The 20,015-nt window shown below is 61.5% G+C and carries 20 protein-coding genes; 18 read left to right on the forward strand and 2 right to left on the reverse strand.

Annotation, left to right across the window (positions count from 1 at the left end; translation table 11 throughout):
- Positions 1-69 precede the first annotated feature (69 nt).
- From CNX70_RS23585 to CNX70_RS23645, 13 genes are all read left to right on the forward strand, one after another.
- Entirely contained in the window at positions 70-1,338 is a 1,269-nt protein-coding gene (locus CNX70_RS23585) for a YeaH/YhbH family protein (protein WP_096237530.1), read from the forward strand.
- Positions 1,338-2,939, forward strand: coding sequence for a SpoVR family protein (locus CNX70_RS23590; protein WP_096237531.1), 1,602 nt, complete (start codon positions 1,338-1,340; stop codon positions 2,937-2,939). Before CNX70_RS23585 ends, CNX70_RS23590 begins: the two co-directional genes overlap by 1 nt.
- 538 nt (positions 2,940-3,477) lie before the next feature.
- A complete protein-coding gene (locus CNX70_RS23595) occupies positions 3,478-4,134 on the forward strand; it encodes an energy transducer TonB (RefSeq protein WP_071075813.1) in 657 nt (218 codons plus the stop codon).
- Positions 4,135-4,220: 86 nt separating this feature from the next.
- Complete coding sequence (locus CNX70_RS23600; RefSeq protein WP_167389714.1) at positions 4,221-5,150, forward strand: MotA/TolQ/ExbB proton channel family protein; 930 nt, start codon at positions 4,221-4,223, stop codon at positions 5,148-5,150.
- A 5-nt stretch (positions 5,151-5,155) separates the two neighbouring features.
- Positions 5,156-5,584: an ExbD/TolR family protein gene (locus tag CNX70_RS23605; protein ID WP_071075811.1), complete on the forward strand. Its 429-nt coding sequence runs from the start codon at positions 5,156-5,158 to the stop codon at positions 5,582-5,584.
- A gap of 105 nt (positions 5,585-5,689) precedes the next feature.
- Positions 5,690-6,121 carry an ExbD/TolR family protein gene (locus tag CNX70_RS23610; protein ID WP_180979394.1) on the forward strand — a complete coding sequence of 144 codons (432 nt, stop codon included), beginning with the start codon at positions 5,690-5,692 and terminating at the stop codon, positions 6,119-6,121.
- A 78-nt stretch (positions 6,122-6,199) separates the two neighbouring features.
- The gene (locus CNX70_RS23615; protein ID WP_096237534.1) at positions 6,200-7,411 is read left to right on the forward strand and encodes a tetratricopeptide repeat protein; all 1,212 of its coding nucleotides are present in this window, start codon (positions 6,200-6,202) and stop codon (positions 7,409-7,411) included.
- Positions 7,412-7,694: 283 nt separating this feature from the next.
- Positions 7,695-8,666 carry a bifunctional riboflavin kinase/FAD synthetase gene (locus CNX70_RS23620; protein ID WP_096237535.1) on the forward strand — a complete coding sequence of 324 codons (972 nt, stop codon included), beginning with the start codon at positions 7,695-7,697 and terminating at the stop codon, positions 8,664-8,666.
- Between the two features lie 81 nt (positions 8,667-8,747).
- Positions 8,748-11,648: an isoleucine--tRNA ligase gene (ileS, locus tag CNX70_RS23625; protein ID WP_096237536.1), complete on the forward strand. Its 2,901-nt coding sequence runs from the start codon at positions 8,748-8,750 to the stop codon at positions 11,646-11,648.
- 183 nt (positions 11,649-11,831) lie between these two features.
- Positions 11,832-12,338, forward strand: a complete 507-nt coding sequence (gene lspA / locus CNX70_RS23630; RefSeq protein WP_096237537.1) for a signal peptidase II — start codon at positions 11,832-11,834, stop codon at positions 12,336-12,338.
- Between the two features lie 17 nt (positions 12,339-12,355).
- Positions 12,356-13,576 (forward strand): bifunctional phosphopantothenoylcysteine decarboxylase/phosphopantothenate--cysteine ligase CoaBC, encoded by a 1,221-nt coding sequence (coaBC, locus tag CNX70_RS23635; RefSeq protein WP_096237538.1) that lies wholly within the window; start codon positions 12,356-12,358, stop codon positions 13,574-13,576.
- Positions 13,577-13,610: 34 nt separating this feature from the next.
- On the forward strand, positions 13,611-14,060 hold the full coding sequence (gene dut / locus CNX70_RS23640; protein WP_086140592.1) for a dUTP diphosphatase: 450 nt from the start codon (positions 13,611-13,613) through the stop codon (positions 14,058-14,060).
- A gap of 10 nt (positions 14,061-14,070) precedes the next feature.
- Entirely contained in the window at positions 14,071-15,174 is a 1,104-nt protein-coding gene (locus tag CNX70_RS23645) for a M48 family metallopeptidase (RefSeq protein ID WP_096237539.1), read from the forward strand.
- Between the two features lie 124 nt (positions 15,175-15,298).
- Here CNX70_RS23645 and CNX70_RS28635 read toward each other — a convergent pair whose 3' ends face one another.
- Entirely contained in the window at positions 15,299-15,439 is a 141-nt protein-coding gene (locus CNX70_RS28635; RefSeq protein WP_162835767.1) for a hypothetical protein, read from the reverse strand.
- Between the two features lie 98 nt (positions 15,440-15,537).
- Here CNX70_RS28635 and CNX70_RS23650 point away from each other — a divergent pair, with 98 nt between their 5' ends.
- From CNX70_RS23650 to CNX70_RS23670, 5 genes are all read left to right on the forward strand, one after another.
- Positions 15,538-16,545 (forward strand): XdhC family protein, encoded by a 1,008-nt coding sequence (locus CNX70_RS23650; RefSeq protein WP_096237540.1) that lies wholly within the window; start codon positions 15,538-15,540, stop codon positions 16,543-16,545.
- Between the two features lie 68 nt (positions 16,546-16,613).
- Complete coding sequence (locus CNX70_RS23655) at positions 16,614-17,531, forward strand: DNA-3-methyladenine glycosylase family protein (protein WP_096238649.1); 918 nt, start codon at positions 16,614-16,616, stop codon at positions 17,529-17,531.
- A gap of 57 nt (positions 17,532-17,588) precedes the next feature.
- The gene (locus CNX70_RS23660) at positions 17,589-17,960 is read left to right on the forward strand and encodes a COG4315 family predicted lipoprotein (RefSeq protein WP_096237541.1); all 372 of its coding nucleotides are present in this window, start codon (positions 17,589-17,591) and stop codon (positions 17,958-17,960) included.
- Between the two features lie 19 nt (positions 17,961-17,979).
- Positions 17,980-18,507 (forward strand): RNA polymerase sigma factor, encoded by a 528-nt coding sequence (locus CNX70_RS23665; RefSeq protein ID WP_096237542.1) that lies wholly within the window; start codon positions 17,980-17,982, stop codon positions 18,505-18,507.
- Complete coding sequence (locus CNX70_RS23670) at positions 18,504-19,289, forward strand: anti-sigma factor family protein (RefSeq protein ID WP_096237543.1); 786 nt, start codon at positions 18,504-18,506, stop codon at positions 19,287-19,289. Before CNX70_RS23665 ends, CNX70_RS23670 begins: the two co-directional genes overlap by 4 nt.
- A gap of 43 nt (positions 19,290-19,332) precedes the next feature.
- On the opposite strand, the gene mug is transcribed toward CNX70_RS23670, so the two are convergent.
- Complete coding sequence (gene mug / locus CNX70_RS23675) at positions 19,333-19,854, reverse strand: G/U mismatch-specific DNA glycosylase (RefSeq protein WP_096237544.1); 522 nt, start codon at positions 19,852-19,854, stop codon at positions 19,333-19,335.
- Positions 19,855-20,015 lie beyond the last annotated feature (161 nt).

A 20,015-nucleotide genomic window follows, 5' to 3' on the forward strand; every position in this document is an offset into this window, starting at 1 on the left:
GGACAGCGGAGGCGTGCTCCCGCCCGGCGACTGGCGGGGCGCGCAAGACGAGAGGCAAGGAGGCACCCTTTGACATACCTCATCGACAGGCGCTTGCAAAGCAAGAATAAATCCGCCGTCAACCGCGAGCGTTTCCTGCGGCGTTACAAGGGCCAGATCAAGGATGCCGTGGGGCGCGCCATCAAGGGGCGCTCGATCACGGACGTCGAGAATGGCGAAAAGGTCAGCATCCCCGTCAAGGACGTGGGCGAACCGTCGTTCGGCCACGCGCATGGCGGCGTATGGGAAGTGGTTAATCCCGGCAACAAGGAATACCTGAAGGGCGACCAGATCGCCCGGCCGAAAGGCGGCGGTGGCAGTGGGCGGGGCAAGGCGGGCAATAGCGACGAGACGACGGAAGACGACTTCATCTTCGAATTGTCGCGCGAAGAATTCATGAATTATTTCTTCGAGGACTTGGAATTGCCGCACATGGTGAAAACCCAGCTAACGGCCACCACGGAATTCAAGAACCAGCGCGCCGGCTACAATATGTCGGGCACGCCATCGAACATCCATGTGCTGCGCTCGCTGCGCGGCGCGCTGGGCCGGCGCATCGCTGTCGGCGGCGGCGCCCGCAAGCAACTGGCGCAGGCCGAGGAAGACCTGGCCGCCCTGCTGCTCGACGGCGCCGCCGAGGACGACCCGCTGGTGGTGGAACTGCGCCGCGTGATCCATCACTTGCACACGCGCCTGCTGGCCATCCCCTTCATCGACCCGTTCGACTTGCGCTACAGCAACCGCATCAAGGTGCCCAAGCCGATGACGCAAGCCGTCATGTTCTGCATCATGGACGTCTCCGGTTCCATGGACGAATCACGCAAGGACACGGCCAAGCGCTTCTTCATCCTCTTGTATCTGTTCCTCAAGCGCGCCTATGACAAGATCGAGGTGGTCTTCATCCGCCACCATACGGCGGCGGCGGAAGTGGACGAGCATGAATTCTTCAATTCGCGCGAGTCGGGCGGCACCGTGGTGTCGTCCGCCCTGCACTTGCTCAACACTATTATTGACGAACGCTATGGCGCCGGACAATGGAACAGCTATGTGGCGCAGGCGTCCGACGGCGATAACTGGGACAACGATTCCGTGCTGTGCCGCCAATTGCTGATCAACACCATCCTGCCCAAGGTGCAGTACTACACCTATGTCGAGATCACCGACGGCCCGCAGCAAAACCTGTGGGAGCAATATGCGGGCGTGCTCGACCATCACGCCCATTTCGCCATGCAAAAGATCGTCACGCCGGCCGATATCTACCCGGTCTTCCGCGAACTGTTCAAGAAACAGGTGAAATGATGAGTGCAGCCTTTGACCGCGCCAGCAACACTCCGGGCGAACCGTTCGTGCGCCTGCGCCACCCGAACGCCCTGCCCGAGCAGTCGGAATGGACGTTCGAACTGATCGAGCAAATCCACGAGGAAATCCGCAGAGTGGCGAAGCAGTTCGGCCTGGACACCTATCCGAACCAGCTGGAAATCATCACGGCCGAGCAAATGATGGATGCCTACACCTCGGTCGGCATGCCTGTCTCGTACAACCACTGGTCGTTCGGCAAACATTTTCTTTCCACCGAAAAAAGCTACAAGCGGGGCCAGATGGGCCTGGCCTACGAGATCGTCATCAACTCGAACCCGTGCATCGCCTATTTAATGGAGGAAAACAGCCTGACCATGCAGTCGCTGGTGATCGCGCATGCGGCCTACGGCCACAACTCCTTCTTTAAAGGCAACTATCTGTTCCGCGCCTGGACGGATGCGGACGCCATCATCGACTATATGGTGTTTGCCAAGAATTACATCGCCGAATGCGAGCAGCGCCATGGCGTCGATGCGGTGGAATTGCTGCTCGACTCTTGCCACGCCATCCAGAACTATGGCGTGGACCGCTACAAGCGCCCGGCGAAACTGTCGATGGCGAAGGAATATGCGCGCCAGAAAGAGCGCGAAGCGTATGTGCAGTCGCAGATCAACCAGCTGTGGCGTACCCTGCCCCGGCGCGAGGATGACGAGGAAGAGGATGAGCAGCGCAAGGCCGCCCCCCGCTTCCCGCCCGAAGCCGAGGAAAACCTGCTGTACTTTATAGAGAAGTATGCGCCGCTGCTGGAACCGTGGCAGCGCGAGATGGTGCGCATCGTGCGCAAGATTTCCCAGTATTTCTATCCGCAGCGGCAAACCCAGGTCATGAACGAAGGCTGGGCTACCTTCTGGCACTACACGATATTGAACCAGCTGTATGACGAAGGCGTGGTGGGCGACGGCTTCATGATGGAATTCCTGAAAAGCCATACCAACGTGGTCTACCAGCCGCCCATCGACAGCCCGTATTACAGCGGCATCAATCCGTATGCGCTGGGTTTTGCCATGATGAGCGACATCCGCCGCATCTGCGAGCATCCGACGGACGAAGACCGCGCCTGGTTCCCCGACATTGCCGGCAGCGACTGGCGCAAGAGCCTGGACTTTGCCATGCGCAATTTCAAGGATGAAAGCTTCATCGCCCAGTATCTGTCGCCGCGGCTGATCCGCGAATTCCATTTCTTTGCCGTCCTCGACGACGACAAGAATGAAAAACTGGCCATTTCCGCCATCCACGACGATGCCGGCTACCGCTACGTGCGCCAGCAACTGGCCGAGCAGTACAACCTGGGCAACCGCGAGCCGAACATCCAGGTCTGGTCCGTGAATACGCGCGACGACCGCGCATTGACCCTGCGCCACACGCAATTCCAGCGCCGCCCGCTGAACCAGCAGGCAGCCGAAGTGCTCAAGCACGTGGCTCGGCTGTGGGGCTTCGATGTGCACCTCGATACGGTCGATCCGCAGGGTGTCGTCCTGGGTACCCTGAATTGCCGGCGCGAGAAGCGCAACCGGCGCGATGATGCGCCGGCAAGGCCATAAGTGATCTTCTTGATAATTATTTTAGCAAGAATATAAGCACATCCTATGCCTATATAGGAATTCCGTATGGCCTGGCGACGTCGAAACGGCTGCCGGGAGCGTCTTTTTTGACCTGGGTGAAGTTCCTTTCGCACCCGATTGGTGCGCGCGTATGGCGAAGTGGTCTGGTTCAGAGGTAAAATATTCCTCATGGGAAATATTTTTCTCCAAATTTAGCGGTTTCCATATTGATTATCACGAAATATAATTCCGTCATATGGGCACATCGGAGAACTTAGCAGTAGTCGCCCAAAACGGCTGTAAAAAACCGATAAGACCGCCTTTTTTTATGTCCGAAAGCGTGCAAAGATGACATAAGCAAGTACGTTTTCAGGGCGCAAAAGCGCCAAAAATTTAACCGGTTTTAGGCGTTAAAAATCTGTGTAAAATAAAGAATTCGTATGTATAATTCGGCGACGTCCCGGATACGGCTGGAGCTTTGTGTCGTCATTTTGGGGTTCAGTTGCAAGACAAGAGATGGTATTTGGAGAAAGCAGGCATGAATTTTTCGAACGAGAAAAGTCCCAAGAACTACACAGGCATCACCGTCGTTGTCCTGCTGCACGTTCTCGCGGCTTACGGGATCGCGACGGGCTTGGGCAAGCGGTTGGTCACCAAAATGATGGAACCGGTTGAAACCAAGATTATCGAGGAAGTCAAACCGCCTCCACCGAAGGATCTTCCACCGCCACCACCGCCGCCAGAAATGAAAGCGCCACCGCCGCCATTCATTCCGCCAGTCGAGGTGAACGTGCAGCAGCCGCCACCACAGCAGAACGTGATTGCAAATACGACTGCCGTGAAGCCAGCCACGAATGTATTGGCACCGCCAGCGCCGCCTGCACAGCCTACGCCAACTCCTGGACCAGCCAAATCGGTGCGTACACCGGCCGTGGTTGACTTCAGTGTCTGCGAAAAACCGGCTTATCCAAAGTCGTCGCAGCGCAACGAGGAAACCGGTGTGGTGACACTGTCGTTCCTGATCGGTGTGGACGGCAAGGTCGCTGATTCGAAGATCGTGAAGTCCAGCGGCTTCAGAGACCTGGACAAAGCTGCGGTGCAAGGTATCAGCCGCTGTACATTTAAGCCGGCAACAGTTGACGGCAAGCCGGAACAAGGCTGGCAGCAAATGCAATACGTTTGGTCGCTGGATTAACACCCGAGACAGTTATCCCCTGTCTCACACCATGATTTCGTTGTCATTACGTTCAGCGATCTGTTATTTTTAATTTTGGAGGAAGCATGTTTAAGAATACCCGTTTGTCCGCATTTTTTGCCGCGGTTCTGTTGTCCGTCACCGCTACTACCGCTCTGGTAGCAGCTCCGGCATTCGCTGACGCGCCAGCATCGGCTGCCGCTTCGGCTCCTGCGGCAGACGCTGCACCAGCACCAGTTGCCGCAGATGCAGCCGCTCCAGCAGCAGACGCAGCAGCTCCAGCCGCTGATGCAGCAGCTCCAGCCAAAACTGAAGAAGTGCATAACCCGTTCGGCCTGTCCGCAGTCTGGGACGGCGGCTTCGTGCCACGCGCTACCCTGATCATCCTGTCCATCATGTCGATCGGCAGCTGGTACATCATCATCACCAAGCTGATCGATCAAATGAAGATCTTCAAGCAAGCCAAAGAAGCCGCTTCCAAATTCTGGAAAGCTCCTTCGATCGCTGCTGGTTCGGCAACCTTGAGCGAAGGCTCGCCATTCCGCTTCATCGCTGAATCGGGCACCAAGGCAACCGCGCACCATGACGGCGCCCTGCTGGAACAAATCGATCTGTCGACCTGGGTGACGATGTCGATCCAGCGCGCTTCGGACAAAGTCCAATCGCGTCTGCAAGATGGCCTGTCGTTCCTGGCAACCGTTGGTTCGACCGCACCGTTTATCGGTCTGTTCGGTACCGTCTGGGGTATTTACGGCGCGCTGACCGCTATCGGCATGACCGGTAACGCATCGATCGATAAAGTGGCTGGTCCAGTTGGTGAAGCACTGATCATGACCGCGTTCGGTCTGCTGGTCGCCGTTCCTGCCGTTTTGGGTTACAACTGGCTGGTGCGTCGTAACAAATCCGCAATGGAAGACATCCGCTCGTTCAGCGCCGACGTTCACTCGGTACTGATCTCCGGCGCCATGTCGACCAGCGAAGCTGGCCGTGCTGCCGGCGCTAAAAAGATCGGATAAGAATCATGTCGATGTCCGTCGGCTCCGACAGCGGAGATGAAGATCAAGTAATGTCAGAAATCAACACGACGCCGCTCGTCGACATCATGTTGGTTTTGCTGATCATTTTCTTGATTACGAGTCCAGTTGTCCTCAAGCTGCAGAAAATCGATCTGCCGATTGAGGCCAATCAAGCCCTGCAAACCAAGCCAGAGAACGTTAACATCGTTGTTAACAAGGATGGCGAGATTTACCTGGGCCAGACCAGACTGAAAGACACGAACGAACTGTTCGATTATCTTAAAGTTGAAGCAGTGAAAGTACCGCAGCCGGAAGTACACGTTCGTGGCGACCAAGAAACACGCTACGAATCGATCGGCCGGGTTATTTACACGACCCAACGTGCCGGGATCCAGAAGGTCGGCTTCATCACCGAACCACCTGACAAGGGCTGATAGCGGCTGGCAGCGGCGTCCCGGCAACAGGGGGATGCCGCTGCCGGAAGCTGACCGGGCGGCAGTTTTGCCCGGTGCTTCGTTGGACTTCTTAAAGGAAACACTATGAGTATGAATGTCGGTTCGGGAAGCGCTCCAGGCGCGGATCCGGAACCAATGATGGAACTGAACATGACGCCCCTCATCGACGTGATGCTGGTGCTGATTATCATGTTGATCATCACGATTCCTAAGCAAAACCACTCGGTGAACCTGAACATGCCGGTCGGCACCCCGCCGCCACCGACAACCGAACCAGTGGTCGTCACGATCGATGTCGATTTTGATGGCACTATCTTGTGGGACAATCAGGTCGTACCTGATCGTAATACGCTGGAAGCCAAGCTGAGCAACGTTGCTGCGCAAGCAGACCAGCCAGAAGTGCATCTGCGTCCTAACAAGCTGGTGGAATACAAAGTCGTCGCCGGTGTGATGGCGTCGGCGCAGCGTCTGGGCGTGACCAAAATCGGTCTGGTCGGCAACGAGCAATTCCAGTAAGCTGTAGCAATCAGGTTATCTTTACATCCGAATAGGCAGGACTTCCTGCCTATTCGCTTTTTACTGAAAGACTTTCTTATGTCCAAGTTTCGTCTCGCTCATCTCGGCCTCGTCATGGCCGCTATCGGTTTTACCGCAGCAACTCCCGTAATCGGCCTGGGCTCGCTGGCATACGCCGCGGACACCGTGCGCGCCGAAGTGGGCAAGCCACTGCAAGAAGCGCAAAAACTCGCTAGCAGCGGCAAAAACAAGGAAGCGCTGGCCAAACTGCGTGAAGCAGACAGCGTCGGCGGCAAGACCGCCTTTGAAAGCTACCAGATCGAGCGCGTGCGCGCCTCGGCCGCTGCTGCTGCCGGCGATAATGGCGCCGCCATCAAGGCTTTCGAAGCCGTCATCAATTCCGGCCGCCTGAGCGCCGCCGAAGCCCCCAAATTCACACAAGCGCTGGCAGGCATGTACTACCGCGCCAAGGACTGGCCGAACACCATCACCTGGATCAAACGCTCGCTGAAAGACCGCGAAGATCCACAGATGCGCGAACTCCTGATCCAGACCTACTACGTCAGCGGCAACTACGCCGAAGCGGCGAAGGAACTGCAAGCGCGCGGCGGCAACTCGGAAGCGAGCCTGCAAATGCTGGCCAACATCCAGATGAAGCAAAACGACAAGGCCGGCTATGTGGCCACCTTGGAAAAACTGGCATCGAGCTATCCGAAGACCAGCTACTGGGCCGACCTGCTGAACCGCGTATCGGGCAAACCTGGCTTCTCGCAACGCCTGAGCCTGGACGTCCAGCGCCTGCGCCTGGCCAACGGCCTGTTCACCAAGCCGTCCGAATACATGGAAATCAGCCAGCTGGCCCTGCAAGCAGGCAATCCAGGTGAAGCATTGAGCATCATCGAGCAGGGCTACAAAAAAGGCGTGCTGGGCACCGGCGCCGACGCACCGCGTCACCAGCGCCTGAAAGACCTGGCCCTGAAAACCCAGGCCGACCTGAAAGCCAGCGCCGCCAAGTCGGAAGCGGAATACGTGAAGAACAAGGATGCCGACAGCTTGAGCAAGCTGGGCTTCGCCCTGGTCTACGATGGCCAGGCCGACAAGGGCCTGGGCTTGATGAACGACGCTGTGAAACTGGGCACCGCCAAGTATGCGGAAGAAGCCAAGCTGCATCTGGGCATCGCCTACATGCACGCCGGCAAGAAGTCCAATGCCACGACGGCGTTCAAGACCGTCAAGGGCACGGATGGCGCTGCTGACCTGGCCCGTTACTGGACTTTGATGAACAAGTAATTGACATCGAACCCAGGCTACTGCGCGTCGCGCTTTGCGGCCTGTGATGCTCACCGTACTAGCGTACGGTTGCGCTTCTCGGCCACAAATCACTGCCGCTCGCTACGCCTGGCTTCGACGTTGAGAGTGTAGTGTATCCATATTAAAGCGTTGCCAGCACACCCGCCGGCAACGCTTTTTGTTATTTCAGCAGTGAAATTCGCCCTGCGCCAGCCCTGCCGGGTGTGCATCCCTGAAACAGTCCGTATAATCCCCCTTTTGGCACAGTTTTCATCAGATTCCTATGAAGGTATTCCGCGGACTTCCCAATGCCCAGGCACGAGCGCCTTGCGCTCTGACCATCGGCAATTTTGACGGTGTCCACATCGGCCATCAAGCCTTGCTGGCGCGCGTGCGCGGCGCGGCGACCGAACTCGGCATTGAAGCGGCCGTGATGACGTTCGAACCGCACCCGCGCGAATTCTTCGCGCAGCGCGCCGGCGACCTGTCGAAGGCGCCGCAGCGCATCGCCAACCTGCGCGACAAGCTGCAATCGCTGGACGACGCCGGCATCGATAGAGTCGTCGTCGAGCACTTCAGCGCGCAATTTGCCGCCTTGACGCCGCAGGAATTCACGCAAAAAGTCCTCGTCGACGGCTTGCACGTGAAATGGCTGATGGTCGGCGACGATTTCTGCTATGGCGCCCGGCGCGCCGGCGACGTCGCCATGCTGCAGGACGCGGGCCGCGAACATGGTTTCCACGTAGAAACATTGCCTACCGTCATGAATGGCAGCACGCGCATCTCGTCGTCGGCCGTGCGCCTGGCCCTGGCCGCCGGCGACTTCCCGCTGGCCACGCAGTTGCTGGGCCACCCATACGCCATTTCCGGCCATGTGATCCACGGCCAGAAGCTGGGCCGCACCCTGGGTTTTCCCACCCTGAACCTGCGCGTGGCGCACCGCCCCGCCCTGTCCGGCATCTTCATCGTGCAAGTGCACGGCCTGGCGCCGCAAGCGCTGCCCGCCGTGGCCAGCCTGGGCGTGCGCCCTACCGTCGACGACAGCGGACGCGTCTTGCTGGAAGTGCATCTGTTTGATTTCAATCAATCCTGTTACGGCAAGCTGGTGCGCGTAGAATTTTTGCAAAAGCTGCGCGACGAAGAAAAGTATGACGACTTGCCCACCCTGACGGCCGCCATCGAGCGCGACTCGAACCAGGCGCGCGCCTATTTTGAGCACCGCAGCGGTGCCATTACCGCTACCGACCGAATTTGACGCCGGCCAACTCCGCCGCCTGGCGGCGCCTGCCGCCGCAAACCCGCTACAAAAATAGACTCCATACCATTAAAGAAGATTATGTCCGATCAAAACAAGCCCGCCACGCCCAAGCAGAACAAGAAGCCTGAAAGCAAATACCCGGTCAACATGACGGAAACCCCGTTCCCGATGCGCGGCGACATGGCCAAGCGCGAACCGCAATGGGTACAGCAATGGCAAGACAAGAAAATTTACGAGCGCGTGCGCAAGGCTGCCGCCGGCCGTCCTAAATTCATCCTGCATGACGGTCCGCCGTACGCAAATGGCGACATCCACCTGGGCCACGCCGTCAACAAGATCCTCAAAGACATGGTCGTCAAGTCGCGCTCGCTGGCCGGCTTCGACGCGCCGTATGTACCGGGCTGGGATTGCCACGGCATGCCGATCGAGATCCAGATCGAAAAACTGCACGGCAAGAACCTGCCGACGGCCGAAGTGCTGGAAAAGGCCCGCGCCTACGCCAACGTGCAGGTCGAGCGCCAGAAGAAAGATTTTATTCGCCTGGGCGTGCTGGGCGAGTGGGACAACCCGTACCTGACCATGGCGCACGGCAATGAAGCCGACGAATTGCGCGCGCTGGGCAAGCTGCTGGAAAAAGGCTATGTCTACCGTGGCCTGAAACCGGTCAACTGGTGTTTTGATTGCCAGTCGGCGCTGGCGGAAGCTGAAATCGAATACGAAAACAAACGCGACCCGGCCATCGATGTCGGCTTCAAGTTCGCCGAATTCGACAAGCTGGCAAAAGCCTTCAATCTGCCGACACTGCCGACCGAGAACGGCTTCGTCGTCATCTGGACCACCACGCCTTGGACCATCCCGTCGAACCAGGCACTGAACGTCCATCCTGAATTGAAATACGCGCTGGTCGAAACCTCGCGCGATGGCCAGCCTTTGCTGCTGATTCTGGCGCAAGACCTGGTCGAATCCTGCCTGGCGCGCTACAAGCTCGATGGCACGACGATCGCCACCTGCGATGGCGCCGCGCTGGAAGGCATCAGCTTCCGCCATCCGCTGCACGCGTCGGATGCTTTCTACGACCGCCTGTCTCCGATGTACCTGGCCGATTACGTGACCGCCGAAAGCGGCACGGGCGTGGTGCACTCGGCGCCGGCGTATGGCGTGGACGACTTTATCTCGTGCAAGGCGCACGGCATGAAGGACGACGACATCATCAAGCCCGTCATGGGCGACGGCAATTACGTTTCGACCTTGCCGCTGTTCGGCGGCATGAGCATCTGGGATGCTTCCAAGCCGATCTGCGCCGCCCTGAAAGAAGCGGGCGCCCTGTTCGAAGTCAAGATGTTCGACCACAGCTACATGCACTGCTGGCGTCATAAAAAGCCTGTCATCTACCGCGCCACCTCGCAGTGGTTCGCCGGCATGGACGTGACGCCGAAGGACGGCGGCGCGACCCTGCGCGAAACCGCGTTGAAAGGCATCGCCGAGACCGAGTTCTTCCCGGACTGGGGCCAGGCGCGCCTGCACGGCATGATCGCCAACCGTCCTGACTGGACCCTGTCGCGCCAGCGCCAGTGGGGCGTGCCGATGGCTTTCATCGTGCACAAGGAAACGGGCGACCTGCATCCGCGCACGCCGGAACTGCTGGAGCAAGTGGCCAAGCTGATCGAAAAAAACGGCATCGAGGCATGGCAGGCGCTGGACTTGAAAGACCTGATCGGCGACGAAGCGGCCATTTACGCCAAGAACAAGGACACGCTGGACGTATGGTTCGATTCCGGCGCCACGCACCAGACGGTGCTGGGCGGCCCGCAAGGCCATGGCTCGCATTCGACGCAGCTGCAATTCCCGGCCGACCTGTACCTGGAAGGTTCGGACCAGCATCGCGGCTGGTTCCACTCGTCCCTGCTGGTGTCGTCGATGCTGAATGGCCGTCCGCCGTATAAAGCCCTGCTGACGCACGGCTTCACGGTCGATGGCGAAGGCAAGAAGATGTCCAAGTCGCTGGGCAACACCCTGGCGCCGCAAAAGATCTCGGACACCCTGGGCGCCGACATCCTGCGCCTGTGGATCGCCTCGACCGACTACACGGGCGAGCTGTCGATCTCCGACGAGATCCTGAAACGCGTGACGGAAGCGTACCGCCGCATCCGCAACACCCTGCGCTTCCTGCTGGCCAACACCTCGGACTTCAATCCGGCCACGGACGCCGTGCCGGTGGCGGAGATGTTCGAAATCGACCGCTATGCGCTGGCCAACATGGCCTCGCTGCAAACGCAGATCGAGAACAACTACGCACGCTACGAATTCCAGCCAGTGGTGTCGAAGCTGCAGACGTACTGCTCGGAAGACCTGGGTGGATTCTACCTGGACATCCTGAAGGACCGTTTGTACACCTCCGGCTTGACGTCGCACGCACGCCGCTCGGCGCAGACGGCCCTGTGGCATATCACGCAAAGCCTGCTGCGCCTGATGGCCCCCGCCCTGTCGTTCACGGCCGAAGAAGCATGGGCTGTCTTCGCCGGCGCGGATGCGTATGCCGCCAGCGATGAAACCATCTTCACGCAAACCTGGTGGCAGCTGCCGGAAGTGTCGGACGCGGCCGCCCTGCTGGAGAAATACACGGCCCTGCGCGCCGTGCGCACGGACGTCACAAAACAGCTGGAAGACTTGCGCACCTCGGGCGCCATCGGCTCCTCGCTGCAGGCGGAACTGACGATCAAGGCCGCGCCGATGAAGTACAAGCTGTTGACCACCCTGGGCGAGGACTTGAAATTCGTCTTCATCACCTCGCAGGCCAGCGTGGCCGAAGTAGCCGACGAGGCGGCAGAGGAAATCGTCGTGGCCGCGTCGACGGCGCCGAAGTGCGAGCGCTGCTGGCACTACCGTGCGGACGTGGGCACGGACGCCGCGCATGCTACCCTGTGCGGCCGCTGCGTCAGCAACCTGTTTGGCGCGGGCGAGAAACGCCGCTTCGCCTAAACAACGTCGTCAAAATCTACTGCGCGTCGCGATTTGCGGCCTGCGATGCTCGCTGTACTAAAGTACAGCTGCGCCTCTCGGCCACAACTCGCTGCCGCTCGCTACGATTTTGCCCGCCGTTGTATGCTATGAGTCCAACCGCCGCCTGCCACCAGGCGGCGGCTTTATCTTCCCTGGAAAAATATGGCCACTAAAAACCGTTTTTCATCGAAATCGTCCTCCTCGTCGCTGGTGCCCTGGCTGGGCATTGCCGCCATCGTCATCCTGTTCGACCAGATCACCAAGATCACGATCCTGAAGACTTTCCGCTATGCGCAGGAGATGGTCATCACCTCGTATTTCAACCTGGTGCTCGCGTATAACAAGGGCGCCGCGTTCAGCTTCCTGTCCGACCAGGGCGGCTGGCAGCGCTATTTCTTCACCGCCATCGCCCTCGTGGCAGCCGTCTACATCATTTATTTGCTGAAAAAGCACGCCGGCCAGCGCATGTTCTGCTGGGCCCTGGCACTGATCCTGGGCGGCGCGCTGGGCAACGCCATCGACCGCCTGATGTACGGCCACGTGGTCGACTTCCTCGACTTCCACTGGAAAAGCTGGGGCCACTTCCCCGCCTTCAACATCGCCGACAGCGCCATCTGCATCGGCGCGGCCCTGTTCATCATCGATGAACTGCGCCGGGTAAACAAATAAACACGCAGGAGAACGGCATGGAATTGTCCGGCAAAAAAATCGTCCTGGGACTCTCGGGCGGCGTCGCCTGCTACAAGGCGGCGGAACTGTGCCGCGCCCTGACCAAGTCTGGCGCCTCGGTGCAGGTGGTGATGACAGATGCGGCCAGCCACTTCATCACCGCCGTGACGATGCAGGCCCTGTCGGGCCACCCCGTGCACACCAGCCAGTGGGATGCGCGCATCGATAACAACATGGCGCATATCGATTTGACGCGCCATGCGGACGCCATCCTGATCGCGCCGTGTTCGGCCGATTTTCTGCGTAAACTTGCGCACGGCGTGTGCGACGACCTGCTCTCGACCCTGTGCCTGGCCCGCCCGGCCCACCTGCCTTTGCTGGTGGCCCCGGCCATGAATGTGGAAATGTGGCAGAACCCCGCCACGCAGCGCAATGTGCAGCAGCTGCGCGACGACGGCATCAAGCTGTTCGGCCCTGCCGCCGGCGAACAGGCATGCGGCGAAGTTGGCCTGGGCCGCATGCTGGAACCGGAACAGCTGTTGACGGAGCTGATCGCCGCCTTCCAGCCGAAAGTCCTGGCGGGCAGGCGCGTGCTGGTCACGGCCGGTCCAACTTTTGAAGCCATCGACCCCGTACGCGGCATCACCAATCTGTCTTCGGGCAAGATGGGCTATGCGGTGGCGCGCGCGGCGCGCGAGGCGGGCGCCGAGGTGCTGCTCATTTCCGGCCCCACGGCCCTCGACGCGCCCTTCGGCGTGCACCGCATCGACGTGCAAAGCGCGCAGCAGATGCACGATGCGGTACTGGCCCACGTCGACGGCCAGCATGTCTTCGTCGCCGTGGCCGCCGTGGCCGACTGGAGAGTCGCCAACGCCAGCGACCAGAAGATGAAAAAGCAGGCCGACGGCTCCGTGCCCGAACTGCAGTTCGTGCAAAATCCCGATATTTTGGCCACCGTGGCGGCACGCACCAACCTGGCCGGCTATCCCTACTGCGTCGGCTTTGCCGCCGAATCGGAAAACCTGGTGGAATTTGGCTCGACCAAGCGCGAGAAAAAAGGCATTCCTCTGCTGGTCGGCAATATCGGCCAGAACACGTTTGGCCAGGACGACAACACCATCATCCTGTTCGATGAAGAAGGCCATACCGTGCTGCCGCGCGCCTCGAAACTGAACCTGGCGCGCCAGCTGATTTCCGAAATCTCGAAGCGAATCGCCAAGAATTCGCTGCTCAAGTAACCCTTTATACGACTTAGCTTAGTTAATCAGATTAATGAAAAATATCGACATCAAGATCCTCGACGCCCGCATGCAGGAACTGCTGCCGGCCTACGCCACCCCGGGCAGCGCCGGCCTCGATTTGCGCGCCTGTATCGACGCGCCCATCACCATCGAAGCGGGTCAGACGGTGCTCATTCCCACCGGCCTGGCCATCCACATCGGCGACCCGTCGTATGCTGCCATGATTTTGCCGCGCAGCGGCATGGGCCACAAAAACGGCATCGTCCTGGGGAATCTGGTAGGCTTGATCGATTCCGATTACCAGGGCCAGCTGATGGTATCGACCTGGAACCGGGGCCAGAGCGCTTTCACGCTCAATCCCATGGAACGCCTGGCGCAGCTGATTATCGTGCCGGTGCTGCAAGTGGGCTTTAACGTCGTCGAGGAATTCGGCGACAGCGAACGCGGTGTTGGCGGTTTCGGCAGCACCGGAAAACATTAAGGAATTTCTTATGCCAGGTTTCCGCCATCTGATCTCAGCCCCGACTTCGCTGCGCCATCTGGCCTCGCCACTGCTAGTGGCTTGCGTTGCCCTTCTCTCTGCCTGTACCACGCCAACGACGACTGTCAGCGGCCCGTTCAACGTGGTGCCTGCGCCCGATGCGCCCGCGCCGACGGCGCAGCAAAAGGCAGCGCAGGAAGAGCTGGTGAAGATGGTGGCGCTGCAGGATCGCCTGTCGAAAGTTTCGGCGCCCCTGCTGATCAACAATTCGGACCTGTGCAAGACGTATGCACGCAACCTGCTGGGCTTCACGGCGCAGAATAAGTATTCCTACCCTGGCATCTATGCCGATGCGGCGCAGGCAGCCCTCGGCTATGGCGAACAGATGCAGGTCTCGGGCGTGCTGCCTGGCAGCGGCGCCGCGCGCGCCGGCTTGCGCAAGGGCGACGGCTTGCTGGCCGCCGAAGGCAAGCCGCTGCCGGCCGGCCCGAAAGCGGAAGGCCCGTTCGGCGCCATCGTCGGCCCGCTGGCCTCGAAGAGCGCCAGCCTGAACATGACCATCGCCCGCGACGGCCAGCCACAGGACCTGAAAATTCCCGTCACGCGCGCCTGCGCCTTCCGCGTCGCCCTGGGCAATGCGGACAATGTCAACGCGTATTCGGACGGCGCGCGCATCATGCTCACGCGCGGCATGCTCAATGCGGCGCAAAACGACGAAGGCATCGCCTTCGTGATCGCCCGCGAAATGGCGCACAACATCCTCGATCACGCGCGCAGCCAGCGCACGGCCGGTACGGCCGGCAGCATCATCGACAGCCTGGGCGCCGTGCAGCCCGACGTATCGATGCTGACGGGCGCCGCCGGCATCAAGCCCATGCCGCAGGAACTCGACGTACAAGCCGACACCCTGGCCATCTACCTGCTGGCGCGCGCCGGCTACAACGTCGACAACGCCGCCCGCTTCTGGCAGCGCCTGGCCACGCAAGTGCCGGCGACAGTCGCCAACGGCTACACGGCTCTGCATCCAGGTACCAACTCACGCATGGCGGCCATCAACCGCGCCGTCACCGACGTGCGCGCCAAGCAGGCGGCAAAGAAGCCGCTCAAGCCTTAAGCCTGACAAAGGAGGCGCCTGAACAAACCGTCGCGAGCGGCAGTGATTTGTGGCTAAGAAGCGCAACCGTACTCTAGTACGGTGAGCATCGCAGGCCGCAAAGCGCGACGCGCAGCAGGTTTGGTCAGGCGCCCGGGAAGTTCGGGAAGTAGGTGCCCATGATCCAGGTCAGGGCACCGCAGAACACCACGGCCAGAAACAGGACGATGAGCAGCTTGCCGAACTTGGGAATACCCTCTTCTTGCGTCTTGACTTCATTTGACATGAAAATTCTCCGCAGGGTGGTGGAGCAGGTAGTATATCCACAATCTTGAAACCTTTTCCATACTTTGCCGCAAACATGCGGCATCACTCCCGTACCCCATGGACAGCATCGACCTTGAAGTTCTGAAAACCAGCGCCGCCTGGCTCGCTGCCGGCCACCGCTGCGAACTCGTCACCGTCATCAAGACCTGGGGTTCCAGCCCCCGCCCGGTGGGCGCCACGCTGGCCATCTGCGACGATGGCACGGTGGTCGGTTCCGTCTCCGGCGGCTGTATCGAGGATGACCTGATCGACGCCGTCCGCACAGACGGCATCGTGCGCACGCTGCCGGAAATCGTCAACTACGGCATCAGCGCCGACGAGGCGCACCGCTTCGGCCTGCCCTGCGGCGGCACCATCGAACTGGCCATCGAGCCGCTGCATGCGGACAGCCGCGTGGCCGAACTGCTGGCGCGCCTGGAAGCGCATGAACTGGTCGAACGCCGCCTGGACTTGCACAGCGGCGCCGTCACCCTGCGCACCGCCGTGCCGGGCGCCGTGCTGGCCCTGAAAGACGCCGTGCTCACCACGCAGCACGGCCCGCGCTGGCGCCTGCTGATCATCGGCGCCAGCCAGCTGTCGCGCTTCGTGGCGCAAATCGCCACGGCCATGGATTACCACGTCATCGTCTGCGACCCGCGCGAGGAATACCGGGGCGGCTGGAACGTGCCCGGCGTGCCCCTGCTGCACGCCATGCCCGACGACCTCGTGCTGGATTTAAAGCTCGACAGCCGCAGCGCCGTCGTCGCCCTCACGCACGATCCCAAGCTCGACGACCTGGCCCTGATGGAAGCACTCAAATCCCCTGCGTTTTACGTGGGTGCCATCGGCTCGCGCGCCAACAACGCCAAGCGCCGCGAGCGGCTGCTGCAATTCGACGTCAGCGCCGAACAGCTGGCGCACCTGCATGCGCCCATTGGCCTGTACATCGGCAGCAAGACGCCGGCCGAAATCGCCATTTCCATCCTGGCCGAGCTGACGGCCGTCAAAAATGGCGTGCCCGACGCGCTGCAGATCCAGCACGCGGCCGCCTTGACGCCGCCCAACCCGGACCTCTGCGTGCGCTGAAGCCTGAAAGCAAGAAACAAGATGCGCCAGCGGCGCGCCCCTGCTACCTTCCCTGATTTTTGGCCACCATGACCCTGCTGCACTGGACCCTGCCCCTGCCCGCCGGCTACCGCCGCGACGATGTCATCGCCTTCCACAGCCGCGATGGCGAAGCCGTAGCGGAGCAAGTCACGCCGACGGGGCTGCGCAAGGGCATCCTGCTGCGTGGCAGCGCCGTCGTGCTGGATGTGGCGTTCACGGACGACGCGGCCATCTGCCGCGCCGAGATCGACGGCAGCGCCAGTGACGCTCTGCAAACGCCGCTGCACGGCGCCTTGCTCAATATCCTCGGCCTGCGCATCGACCCGCAGCCATTCGCGCAACTGGCCGCCGCCGACCCGCTGCTGGCGCCTTTGATCCGGCTCAACCCGGGCTTGCGCATCGTGCAATCTGCCAGCCCGTTCGAGGCGCTGACCTGGGCCATCATCGGCCAGCAGATCAACCTGTCGTTCGCCATTTCCCTGCGCCGCACGTTTATTCTGCAGGCGGGACGCCGGCACGGCAGCGGCTTGTGGTGCTACCCGGAGGCGCGCGACGTGGCGCGCCTGTCCGTCGAGGATTTGACCAGCCGCAAATTCTCGCGCGCCAAGGCGGAAACCGTGCTGCGCCTGGCGCGCCTGGTCGACGCTGGAGCATTGTCGCTGGAGCTGCCCCCCTGCGGCGACGTGGCGGCCATCTCACAAGCGCTGCTGGCCGTGAAGGGCATCGGCCCGTGGACCGTGAATTACGCGCTGCTGCGCGGCTACGGCTATGCCGACTGCTCGCTGCACGGCGACGTGGCCATCCGCGCCGCCCTGCAAAAGCTGCTCGGCGAAGTAACGAAACCTGACATGGCGCGCACCGAGCAGTGGCTGCGCCAGTATGCGCCGCACCGCACCATGGCCGCCGCCCACCTGTGGGCCAGCCTGCATGCGCCGGCAAAAAATATTTTGCCAGCCCGGGAATAAACGGCAGGCGGCACGCGTCTATCCCTTGCAAGCCCCCAAAACCTCAAGGAGACCATCATGCGCTTTACTACTTTTGCCGCCACCGCCCTTTTCACCGCCTTGTCCGTCCCGCTGGCCTTCGCCGCCGACGTCATGCCCGCCAATGGCATGCTGGTCAACGCCGGCGGCATGACCGTGTATGTGTTCGACAAGGATGTCGCCGACAGCGGCAAGAGCGCCTGCAGCGGCGGCTGCCTGGTCGCCTGGCCCGCCGTCATCGCCACTGACGCGGCGCCCGCCGCCCCGTATGGCAGCATCAAGCGCGAAGACAACGGCGCCATGCAGCTGACCTACAAGGGCAAGCCCCTGTACCTGTACAAGGAAGACAAGAAGCCGGGCGATGTCGCCGGCGACAACTTCAAGAACGTGTGGCACGTCGTCAAGCCGTAAGCCCCCTCCTGCCGCCACGATGACCACGCCAGAGGACAGCCGCCAGCTGCAAGCCTGCCTGCCGGGCCTGCGCCGCTATGCGCGCGCGCTGGTAGGCGGGCTGCAGGCGGACGACCTGGTGCAGGATACCGTGGAGCGTGCCTGGCGCAAGCTCGATCAATGGCAGCGTGGCGGCGAGATGCGGCCCTGGCTGTTCTCCATCATGCATAACCTGCACCTGGACCAGCTGCGCCGCCCCGGCCTGGCGCTGCAGGAACTGGACGACGACAGCGTGCTGCCCGCCCCTGAGCGGGCGCCGGGGCAAGCCATCGCCATCGGCGAAATGGATGCGGCGCTGGCCCGCCTGCCGCTGGGGCAGCGCGAAGTGATTCTGCTGGTCGCGCTCGAACAAATGCCGTATGAGCAGGTGGCGGCCACCCTGGACATCCCCATCGGCACCGTCATGTCGCGCCTGTCGCGCGGACGCGACAAACTGCGCACCCTGCTCGATGGCCGCCCTGCCGGCAGCCAGGGCAGCGGCCCTCCCACCCTGAAAGTCGTGAAATGACAATGCAAGCCATCAGCGAAGCGCAATTGCATGCCCTGGCCGACGGCGTCCTGCAGGAAGAGCAGCGCGCGGCCGTCGACGCCCACCTGCGCGCGCATCCGCAAGACGCGGCCAGGGTCGCTGCCTGGCGCGAGCAAAACCGGCAATTGCGCGCCCTGTTCGATCCCGTGCTGGACGAAGCCGTGCCGCCGGCGCTGCGGCAGGCAGCGGCCCCGCCGGCGGCCAATTACGCCTGGTACCGCCCCGCCATGCAGGCGGCAGCGGCCATCGTGCTGCTCATAGCAGGTGGCGCAGGAGGCTGGCTGCTGCGTGGCGGCGACAGCATGACCGCCAGCGCCAGCCCGATCTCCCTGGCGCGCAGCGCCGCCATCGCTCATGCCGTCTACACGCCAGAAGTACGCCACCCAGTGGAAGTGGGGGTCGAACAAGAGGCGCACCTGGTGCAATGGCTGTCGAAACGCCTGGGCAGCAAATTGCAGCCGCCCGCGCTGTCGCAGCTCGGCTATCACTTGATCGGCGGGCGCCTGCTGCCCGGCGATGGCGACGGCCCCGTGGCACAATTCATGTACGAAGAGGGCGGCGGCAAGCGCCTGACCCTGTACGTGGCCAGGGAGCGGGCCGGCAAGCAGGAAACGGCATTCCGCTACACGCAGGAAAAGGACCTGGGCGTGTTTTACTGGATCGATGGCCAAATGGGTTACGCCCTCTCGGCCAGGCTGCCGAAAGCCGAGTTGGGCAAGATCGCCGACGCCGTGTATGCGCAACTGGAGGCACCTCGCTGAGCCACGCATAGCCGCTATTGCCGCGCCGGCGCGCGTCTGGACGTCAGCTGAGCGCGCGCCTCAGTTCCGCATACGCGTCGACCAGCCGCTCCTTCGAATAGCCGCGATTGAGTCCACTCGGATTGGGCAAGATCCACACGCGCGCGCCGCCAAAGCGCTCTGGCTGTTCGCCCCAGTCCACCTGGCGTTGTCCCGTCATTGCCGCGTAGGCGGCCTTGCCCAGGAAGGCGATCCACTGCGGCGGCATCAATGTCAGTTTGTGCTGCAGGCCCGCCGCCGCTTGCGCGAATTCGTCCGTCCCCACCTGGTCCGCGCGGCTGGTCGGGCGCCCGACGGCCGCCGTCAGCCCCAGCCCGAAACCGAGCACGCTGGCATCGTCCTGCGGCGCCACCAAATGCGGCGTGAAGCCGGCCAGATGCAATACGGGCCAGAAGCGGTTGCCGCGGCCGAGAAAATGGTGGCCGGCCGCCGCCGCGTCCACACCGGGATTGAGGCCGCAAAAAACCACCTGCAAGCCAGGAGCCAGGATGTCGGGCAAGCCTTGCGCCGGGGCGATATGTGTCATGGAAAACTCCCAATACCAGGAGCCGCAGTATAGAAGAACTTGCGCAGACATGTGCTGGCCTGCCGCCAGCTGCCATGCCCTGCAACACATGGCGGCTGGTGCTACCATCTGGTACTGATGAGCTAATCCCTATGGCGGATGGCCGTCGCGCTGTCCCGCAC

The organism is Janthinobacterium svalbardense, from assembly GCF_002327145.1.
GTDB classification, from domain to species: Bacteria; Pseudomonadota; Gammaproteobacteria; order Burkholderiales; family Burkholderiaceae_D; genus Janthinobacterium; species Janthinobacterium tructae.

Bases quoted from the DNA above. Each gene is read 5' to 3' on its own strand.
- CNX70_RS23590 (WP_096237531.1), top strand. From the start codon at position 1,338: ATGAGTGCAGCCTTTGACCGCGCCAGCAACACTCCGGGCGAACCGTTC.
- CNX70_RS23595 (WP_071075813.1), top strand. From the start codon at position 3,478: ATGAATTTTTCGAACGAGAAAAGTCCCAAGAACTACACAGGCATCACC.
- CNX70_RS23600 (WP_167389714.1), top strand. From the start codon at position 4,221: ATGTTTAAGAATACCCGTTTGTCCGCATTTTTTGCCGCGGTTCTGTTG.
- CNX70_RS23605 (WP_071075811.1), top strand. From the start codon at position 5,156: ATGTCGATGTCCGTCGGCTCCGACAGCGGAGATGAAGATCAAGTAATG.
- CNX70_RS23610 (WP_180979394.1), top strand. From the start codon at position 5,690: ATGAGTATGAATGTCGGTTCGGGAAGCGCTCCAGGCGCGGATCCGGAA.
- CNX70_RS23615 (WP_096237534.1), top strand. From the start codon at position 6,200: ATGTCCAAGTTTCGTCTCGCTCATCTCGGCCTCGTCATGGCCGCTATC.
- CNX70_RS23620 (WP_096237535.1), top strand. From the start codon at position 7,695: ATGAAGGTATTCCGCGGACTTCCCAATGCCCAGGCACGAGCGCCTTGC.
- ileS (WP_096237536.1), top strand. From the start codon at position 8,748: ATGTCCGATCAAAACAAGCCCGCCACGCCCAAGCAGAACAAGAAGCCT.
- lspA (WP_096237537.1), top strand. From the start codon at position 11,832: ATGGCCACTAAAAACCGTTTTTCATCGAAATCGTCCTCCTCGTCGCTG.
- coaBC (WP_096237538.1), top strand. From the start codon at position 12,356: ATGGAATTGTCCGGCAAAAAAATCGTCCTGGGACTCTCGGGCGGCGTC.
- dut (WP_086140592.1), top strand. From the start codon at position 13,611: ATGAAAAATATCGACATCAAGATCCTCGACGCCCGCATGCAGGAACTG.
- CNX70_RS23645 (WP_096237539.1), top strand. From the start codon at position 14,071: ATGCCAGGTTTCCGCCATCTGATCTCAGCCCCGACTTCGCTGCGCCAT.
- CNX70_RS28635 (WP_162835767.1), bottom strand. From the start codon at position 15,439: ATGTCAAATGAAGTCAAGACGCAAGAAGAGGGTATTCCCAAGTTCGGC.
- CNX70_RS23650 (WP_096237540.1), top strand. From the start codon at position 15,538: ATGGACAGCATCGACCTTGAAGTTCTGAAAACCAGCGCCGCCTGGCTC.
- CNX70_RS23655 (WP_096238649.1), top strand. From the start codon at position 16,614: ATGACCCTGCTGCACTGGACCCTGCCCCTGCCCGCCGGCTACCGCCGC.
- CNX70_RS23660 (WP_096237541.1), top strand. From the start codon at position 17,589: ATGCGCTTTACTACTTTTGCCGCCACCGCCCTTTTCACCGCCTTGTCC.
- CNX70_RS23665 (WP_096237542.1), top strand. From the start codon at position 17,980: ATGACCACGCCAGAGGACAGCCGCCAGCTGCAAGCCTGCCTGCCGGGC.
- CNX70_RS23670 (WP_096237543.1), top strand. From the start codon at position 18,504: ATGACAATGCAAGCCATCAGCGAAGCGCAATTGCATGCCCTGGCCGAC.
- mug (WP_096237544.1), bottom strand. From the start codon at position 19,854: ATGACACATATCGCCCCGGCGCAAGGCTTGCCCGACATCCTGGCTCCT.